6 protein-coding genes and 1 pseudogene are annotated in these 6638 nt (G+C 72.3%); 2 read left to right on the top strand and 5 right to left on the bottom strand.

Going from position 1 to position 6638, the window contains the following annotated elements:
• Positions 1–111: 111 nt before the first annotated feature.
• The 3 genes and pseudogenes from BMY97_RS48985 to BMY97_RS44645 all read right to left on the bottom strand — a co-directional run.
• Positions 112–360, bottom strand: a pseudogene (locus tag BMY97_RS48985) (3-carboxy-cis,cis-muconate cycloisomerase); the annotation flags it as partial.
• A complete protein-coding gene (locus BMY97_RS47625; protein ID WP_177231859.1) occupies positions 344–583 on the bottom strand; it encodes a hypothetical protein in 240 nt (79 codons plus the stop codon). The pseudogene BMY97_RS48985 and the gene BMY97_RS47625, both read right to left, overlap by 17 nt.
• Before the next feature lie 147 nt (positions 584–730).
• Entirely contained in the window at positions 731–1270 is a 540-nt protein-coding gene (locus tag BMY97_RS44645; RefSeq protein WP_091629628.1) for a DinB family protein, read from the bottom strand.
• A gap of 258 nt (positions 1271–1528) precedes the next feature.
• Here BMY97_RS44645 and BMY97_RS44640 point away from each other — a divergent pair, with 258 nt between their 5' ends.
• The gene (locus tag BMY97_RS44640) at positions 1529–2257 is read left to right on the top strand and encodes a hypothetical protein (protein WP_245787815.1); all 729 of its coding nucleotides are present in this window, start codon (positions 1529–1531) and stop codon (positions 2255–2257) included.
• A gap of 168 nt (positions 2258–2425) precedes the next feature.
• Positions 2426–2683 (top strand): DUF2695 domain-containing protein, encoded by a 258-nt coding sequence (locus tag BMY97_RS44635; protein WP_091629622.1) that lies wholly within the window; start codon positions 2426–2428, stop codon positions 2681–2683.
• Positions 2684–2685: 2 nt separating this feature from the next.
• Here the strand turns inward: BMY97_RS44635 and BMY97_RS44630 are convergent, their stop codons facing one another.
• Positions 2686–4401 carry an ATP-binding cassette domain-containing protein gene (locus BMY97_RS44630; protein ID WP_091629620.1) on the bottom strand — a complete coding sequence of 572 codons (1716 nt, stop codon included), beginning with the start codon at positions 4399–4401 and terminating at the stop codon, positions 2686–2688.
• A 67-nt stretch (positions 4402–4468) separates the two neighbouring features.
• Entirely contained in the window at positions 4469–6124 is a 1656-nt protein-coding gene (locus BMY97_RS44625; RefSeq protein ID WP_245787817.1) for an ABC transporter ATP-binding protein, read from the bottom strand.
• Positions 6125–6638 lie beyond the last annotated feature (514 nt).

Here is a 6638-nt window from a genome sequence, read left to right as displayed (position 1 = left end):
TGCTGGGTCTGTTCCGGGGCGCGAGATTGATGCTGGGTCTGTTCCGGGGCGCGAGATCGGTGCTGGGTCGTGTACTCCGGTCGCGGCGGTTGGTACTGAGCTGCCAACTCCGGCGGCACTGGCCAATGCCTGGCCACCGACCTCCGCCGCGGCTGATGGTTGGCCGCCGAGCCGCTTGGCGACCGCGGTGATCACCTCCGCCGCTTCGGCCGGAACAGTGCCGAGCCGCGCCTGCGCCCGTGCGAGCGCAGCCTCAGCGTCCAGCATGGCTCGCAGCCAAGCCCCATCCCCAGTACTCGCTTCGGCCGGCGTCCCAGCCCGCACCGGCGACAACAACCCGCAATCAGGATCGGCGGTCATACGCCCAGCATCGCACGCGGTCACCGGCACGGCCTGGACACGCGGGGGTGCTTCTGATCATGCTCGCCATCGCCATCGCCATCGCCATCGCCATCGCCATCGCCATCGCCATCGCCATCGCCATCGCCAGCACCGCTGCGACTACCACCAGCACTGCCAGCACTGCCGTCGCCACCGCCAGCAGTGCTGCCACCGCGACGGCCAGCAGTGCTGCCGTCGCCACTGCGACTGCTGCTGCCGCTCTCACCCGCGATCGCGACTGCCGCCGCCGTCGCCGTCAGCACCACCGGCCACCAAGGCCGTCTCACCGCAGAACCGTGGGCCGCGTCAGGGCTCTTCAAACCACCACACCGTTGCGTGTTTCACCAGTTCAATGGCCCACCTTCCCGTCAATGGCCTCACGGAGGAGATCGGCGTGGCCGTTGTGGCGGGCGTACTCCGCGATGAGCGACAGCAGCATCCAGCGGAGTGTGAACGGCTCGCCGGTGCGCAGCGACGTGCCGCGTTGGTCCAGTGACTCTGCCGCCGCCACGATCTCGCGTGAGCGGGCGCATTCCGAGCGCCACACGGCCAGCGCCTCTTGGGCGTCGCCGTCGAGGGAGTCCATGTCCTGGTCCGGATCTTCGTCCGAGTAGTACAGGATCGGGACGTCCTCGCCGGCGAACTGCTGGCGGAACCACCACCGTTCGCAGCCGGCCAGGTGCCGTGCCAGCCCGTGCAGCGACAGCGTGGACGGCGCCACGGTGCGCGAGGACAGCTCCTCCTGCCCGAGCCCCTCGCACTTCAGCTCGAACGTTCGGCGGTGCCACTCCAGAAAGGCCTCCATCGACTCACGTTCCCCGGCCAGCCGGGGGATCGGCGCCCGATCGCCGGGAACGGCGGCCGGGGAATGAGCGGGTGTGTTCGTCATGCCCAGCAGCATCTCATCCGGCACCGACAATTTCGGGTCGCCGAGGGCTGTCCGTCCACAAGGGAGAGTCGCAGTCGTCTCCAGGATGACGTGTGGACAGCGCCGCCCGGGCCGAGGAGGCCTCCCTGCCTCCTGTCGACAACTCGACTCGACGGACCACCCTCGGCCCCAGTGGGCTGTAACAGTGGCGGCCAGTCGGTCGAAAGACAGGTGACGCGGGCGGATCCGGTGGCTCCGCTTTCGGAATAAGGGGGAATCGTGAAGTACTTCGTGGTGGGCGCTGCGCTGGTCGTCACCCTGGTGGCGTGTAGCAGCGGCCCGGCGGCCGAGGCGCCCAAGGGGCCCGAAGCGCTGGGGCCCGGCGGTTTGCGGGGGTTGACGCCCGGGATGGCGTTGAGCGCTGCCGTCGCGGGTGGTGCCCTGGCGGCCAAGCCGATGTCCGTCCTGGACGGTTGCGCTGCCTACACGTTCGCGGGCGGGACCGCGCCGGACGCGGGCATCATGGCCGCGGAGTCCGCTGCGGCGACGAAGGCTGCCGACCTGAATCAACAGGCCACTGCCGCCGATGCGAAGGTCTCGCATCCTGGCGTGCATGCTTCGGCTGCCGATTACGCTCGCTCGGCGAAGGAGTCCGCGGACGCGGCCCAGCTGAGCGCGTCGGCGGCCACCGCGATCGCCGACCTGGCGACCCTGCGGGAGGCCCGCGACGCCCGCCTCGCCGTGGGCGGCGGCGCGTCGTTCGGCAAGGATTCGCTGCGTGCGCTGGTCGCGCCGCCCGCCGTGAAAACGCCGGAGGGCGTCGGCTCCGGCACGCCCTTGGCCGAACTGCACCAGAAGTACGACGCCCAGGGCCTCAAGCCGACTCCGGCCGGGAACTTCGCGGTGCCGGTTTCCGGCAAGCCCGGTTGGACGTACGACTTCGCGGTCGCCGACGGCGCGAAGGTGGGCGCCGTCTCCCTGGTCGCCGAGGCGGTGTCCTGCGGCTGAACCCTTGGGCCGTAGGCAACATCGACTGTCCTCATCGGACACTCACTACAGTCGGCGAAAAATAAATGTCGCGAGGGGACCTTTCGCGACGCCGGAAACTGGCGCTGAGGGCCCGAGTGGGGTGAGAATCGGAGATCGTTGCCGTCCGCCTCCGAAAGGGGCAGTGAAATGCCGGAAGCCACCTCTGACCACAATGGACTGTTGAACGTTCTCGGGATCAGCAGCCGCGAGCTGGAGTCGTTGCTGAAGTTCGTCGACGTGCGGCTCTGCGCCGAAGGATGCGACAACACGCTGAGACACGCCGAGCACTGGGCCGAGGCCAACGACGTCGGCTGGCCGCGGCTTTCAGACGGCCTGGCGGAAAGCGGGGCCTATTGCGACTGCGAGATCGTGGCGAACCTGGCCTCGTTCTTCGATGCGGCATGAGGTCAGCCCGCGTGGGCCTCGGGAATCGGCTCTGCCCAGGCCTGCATGAGTTCCGCGTAGCGCCGGGAACGCCGGAGCAGCTCCGCGTGGTGCCCGAGCGCCGTCTCATGGCCGTCCAGCACCAGGACGCGGCCGGCGCGCAGCGCGGACGAGAGGCGGTGCGCGATCACGATGAGCGTGCCGCCTCGGGTGGCGAAAGCGCGTTCCGCGTGGGCCTCGGCGACGGGGTCCAGGTGCGACGTCGCCTCGTCGAGGATGACGATGCGGGCGTTGCACGCGTACACACGGGTGAGCGCGATGAGCTGGGCCTCGCCGGCGGAGATTCCTTCCTTGCCGTGGCCCAGCTCGCCGTCCAGGCCGCCGAGGCGGGCGACGAGCGCGCCCGCGCCGACGATCTCCGCGGCGGCTCGGAGCTGGGCGTCGGTCGCGGTGGGCGCGAAAAGGCCGAGGTTGTCGCGGATGGTGCCGGCGAACACGTAGGCCTCCTGCGGGATCAAGGAGACCAGCTCGTGTCTCTTGTGGACGGAACGGACGGGTCGGCCACCCAGCAGCACCTGCCCGGCCTGGGGTTCGAGCAGGCCCGTGAGCAGACCGGCGAGGGTCGACTTGCCGATCCCGCTCGGGCCGACCACCGCGAGGTGCTCGCCGGGCCGCAGGTCCAGGTCGAGGCCGCGGACCACGGGCTCCGGAGCCGCGCCCCAGCGGAAAGTGAGGCCGCGGACGGTGAGATCGGTGCCGTGGGGCTCAGCGGCGCCGACCGGTTCGCCGGGCACTTCGGCGGTCTCGGCGAGCCGGCGCAACGCGACGAGCAAGCGGAGCACAACGGTGCCGGCAGTGGCGGCGAGGCCGCGCAGCGCAGGCTGCATCGTGGTGGCCAGGTAGACGAGCGCGCCGAGCGCCCCGCCCGCCGTCAGCTCGCCGCGGGCGACCATGGCCGGGGCGAGGGAGAGCGCGAGCAGAAGGGGGACGAAACCGCCGAGGGAGATCACCAGCGAACGCGCGGCGCCGGACCAAGCAACGCGCACGGCGGCGCTCGCCTGCCGGTCGACAGCGTCGTAGATACCCAGTGCGGCAACGGGTTCCGCGCCGCACGCGACGACGTCGCGCATACCGGAGAGCGCGGTGCCGACCGTCTCGGCGGTGTGCTCGTCGGCCAGTGCCAGCGCACGCTGACGCCTTGCGAGGGAAGGCAGCAGGCAGGCGAACACGGCGACGGAGAGGGCCACGGGGACCGCGACGGGCAGCACGAGCTGCCCGGCCACCGTCACGAGTCCCGCGATGGCGGCGATGGTGGTCACGACCATCGCACGGGCCTGCACCAGCAGTCCGGCCGTGGCGTCCCGGACCACCTCGACGTGCTGGGTGATCCGCGCGACGCCGCTCGCGTCCGGCCGGTTCCGCGGTGGCGCGGGATCGTGCAGCACGCCCCGGACCACGGTCGTCACCAGCGCGTCGCGCAGTGGCTCCACCACCTTGCCGAGCTGGTGCCACACCAGCCGCGAACCGAAGGCGCCCAACAGCGCGGCCGCGCCGAACAGCGCCAGCCAGGCGACGCCGATGCCCGGCCGTCCCGCGGCGAAGCCCTGGTCCACGGCCAGCTCCACGAGCCGTCCGGAGAAGAACGCGGGCGCGCCCTCGAGCACGGAACAGCCCAGCAGCACGAGCCCACCGCGCCACTGCCGGCCGAGCGCCGCCCAATAGAACTGCCGAACGCTCATGCCGGCTCCGTCACAGACCGGGAGGAGGTGCGGCCGATTGGCGTCACGGTGAGCTGACGGCGGGCGGTCACGCGGGTTCCTCGGCCTCTTCGGTGAAGACGGCGCGGTAGTCGGGCAGCCGCCACAGCCGGGCGTGCGGTGCGACGGCGCGGACGCGTCCGTTTTCCAGCCACACCACGGCGTCGGCCCGGGAGGCGGTGGTCGTGCGATGGGTGACGACCACGCGGGTCCGGCCGGGCAGCACGGCGGAGATCGCGTGTTCCACGGCGGCTTCGGTGACCGTGTCGAGGCTCGCGGTGGCGTCGTCGAGCAGGAGCACGCGGGGGTTGTGCACGATCGCGCGCGCCAGGCCGAGGCGCTGAGCTTCGCCGCCGGAGAGCGGGGTTTCGGCGAGCGGGGTTTGGTAGCCGTGCGGGAGGCGCGCGACGACGTCGTGGATCTGCGCGGTCCGGCAGGCACCGCGGACGGCGGTGTCGCCGGCCCACGAGCCGTAGCCCACGGCGTCGGCGACGGTGGCGCCCAGCAGAGCGGGGCGCTCGAAGCCGTAACCGATGACGGCGCGCAGTTCTTCGGGGCGGAGGCGGTGCAGGCCGCGGCCGTCCAGGAGGGCCTCGCCGGCGTCGGGCGCGCGCAGTCCGCCGAGCACACCGACCAAAGTGGACTTCCCGGAGCCGGAGCGGCCGATGACGGCGATGAACGTGCCGGCCGGGACCACGAGGTCGACGTCGGTGAGCGCGGTGCCGACGGTGACCCCGCGCAGTTCCAACGCGCCGTGGCCGGGCAGCAGGCCGAGGCGGCCGCGGTCCGGGGCGTCGGCGTCGAGCACCTCGGCGAGCCGCTGTGCACACGAACGCGAGCGGGAAAGCGTGGTGAGCAAGGGAATCTGCGTGACGAGACCCATGCCGAGGGCCACGTAGCCGAGCGCGGCGAGCACGTCGCCGATGGTCAGGCGGCCGTCCAGCACGCCGAAGCCCGCGGCGGTCAGCGCGACCAGCTCGACGGCCGGCAGCAGCAGCGCGGCGCGCCAGACCATCCGGGCCTGGGTGCGCCACATGCCGCGGCCGGCGAGGTTGAGGCGTGGCAACGGACGGAGCACGCGCTCCGCCTCACGCTCGGCAGTGCCGGACGCGGCGATCGTGCGCAGCCCGGCGACGGCGTCGAGCAGCCGGGACGCGAGTTCGCCGGACACCCGCTGGTAGGCGAGGACGTCGTCGGCGGTGTTGCGCAGGTGCGTGCGCGCGAGCAGCAGCGCGAACGGGATGCTGCCGAGGAACACGAGCGCGAGGCGCCAGTCGAGCAGCGCGAGCAGCACGACGGCGCCGGTGGAGATCACCGTCGCCGAGCCGAGCTGGACGACGATCGGGACGATCCCCCCGGCGCCCACGCAGTCGCCGGTCAGCCGGCTGATCGCGTCGCCCTCCGCGAACGGCGACCGCGTGCCGAGCGCGAACAGCCGATCCGTGACCCGTCGCCGCAGCCAGGCGCTCGCGGAACTCGTGAGCCGCGCGATGAGGACTCCGCCCACGACGTCGGCCCCGATCTCCACCCCGCCGACCAGCAGCAGCCAGAGCACGGGCCGCCGGCCGGAATGCCCGCCGATCACGGCATCGGCGGCCGCGGCGAGCGCACTGGGCAGCAGCAGGCTCGCGGCCGTCGCGGCCAGCGCGGTGACGACCACGGCCACCAGCCGCGGCCGCTCCAGCCGGGCGACCTGGCGAAGCAGCCGATCAGCGGACCGGTGATGGAGGGCGGCCTGGTCGGCGCGCGGTTGTTCCGCGAACTGCTCGTCGGCGCGAGACCGCGCGATTGGCTGGTCGGCTGGCGGCTGCTCGGTGCGCGGCTGTTCAGCGGGCGGCTGGTCGGCCCTGGGCCGTTCGGCGGGCTGGTCGGCGGCTTGGTGGTTGGGAGGTGTCTGCTCGGTGCGAGGCCGCGCGATGGACTGGTTGGCGGCTTGGTGGTCGGTGGGTAGCCGGTCGGCGTGGGATTGAGTGGCGGGTTGGTCAACAGCCTGGTCGTCGGTGGGGGGCTGCTCGGTGCGAGGCCGCGTGATGGGCTGGTCGGAGGCTCGGCTGTCGGCGGGTAGGCGGTTGGTGTGGCGGCGGTTGGTGGTGGGCTGGCCGTGGTCGGCGGTGGGCAGGCCGGGGCCGGTGGGAGACGGGCCGTGGTCGGTGGTGGGTGGCGGTGGGTCGGTGGCGGAGCGCGCCATCTCACTCCCTCGGTCACGTCGAAACGCTTCG

The sequence above is a fragment of the Amycolatopsis saalfeldensis genome (assembly GCF_900110575.1).
GTDB classification, from domain to species: Bacteria; Actinomycetota; Actinomycetes; order Mycobacteriales; family Pseudonocardiaceae; genus Amycolatopsis; species Amycolatopsis saalfeldensis.
Note: the sequence above shows the minus strand (reverse complement) of the source record. Positions and strands in the feature narration are given on the sequence as shown.

Excerpts from the sequence above, each read along its gene's own strand:
- BMY97_RS44630 (WP_091629620.1), bottom strand. The coding sequence starts at position 4,401 with ATGAGCGTTCGGCAGTTCTATTGGGCGGCGCTCGGCCGGCAGTGGCGC.
- BMY97_RS44635 (WP_091629622.1), top strand. The coding sequence starts at position 2,426 with ATGCCGGAAGCCACCTCTGACCACAATGGACTGTTGAACGTTCTCGGG.
- BMY97_RS44645 (WP_091629628.1), bottom strand. The coding sequence starts at position 1,270 with ATGACGAACACACCCGCTCATTCCCCGGCCGCCGTTCCCGGCGATCGG.